Source organism: Xenorhabdus kozodoii, assembly GCF_002632875.1.
GTDB lineage: Bacteria > Pseudomonadota > Gammaproteobacteria > Enterobacterales > Enterobacteriaceae > Xenorhabdus > Xenorhabdus kozodoii.
Genome location: NZ_NJCX01000110.1, coordinates 1 through 522 on the forward strand (window position 1 = coordinate 1; position 522 = coordinate 522).

The 522-nt window shown below is 56.3% G+C and carries 1 protein-coding gene; it reads left to right on the forward strand.

What is annotated here, in order from left to right; all coding sequences use genetic code 11:
• Positions 1-522 (forward strand): type VI secretion system tip protein TssI/VgrG (gene tssI / locus Xkoz_RS19350; RefSeq protein WP_141554465.1); only part of this gene is annotated, 522 nt, incomplete at both ends.

Consider the following 522-nt stretch of genomic DNA (forward strand, 5'->3'; position numbering starts at 1 on the left):
CCGGATGATGGCGCGTCGTGCTGGGTACGGGTGGCACAGGGCTGGAACGGCCACGGCTTTGGCTTTATGGCGATACCGCGTATCGGGCAGGAAGTGATTATCTCCTATCTCAATGGCGATATTGACCGCCCGATAGTCACCGGCTGTGTTTATAACGGCCTGAACCGTCCGCCACTGGATTTACCGGCAGAAAAAACCCGCACAACTTTCAAGACTAAAACCCACAAGGGCAAGGGCTTTAATGAGCTGCGCTTTGAGGATGCGAAGGGCAGCGAGGAAATCTATTTCCACGGCCAGAAAGACCTGACCGCGCATATCGAAAACGATGCCTACTGGCATATCAAGCACGACCAGAAAAGCCGCATCGACAACAACCGTTACCACGATATCCGCGCCGATGACCACCATCAGGTGGCCGGTTCGCGCAAAATCACCACGGAGGGTGATGTCTCCCACCGGATTGCCGGCAGCCAGCATATTCAGGCCGGCGACGCCACCGTGATTGACAGCGGGCAGGAAATC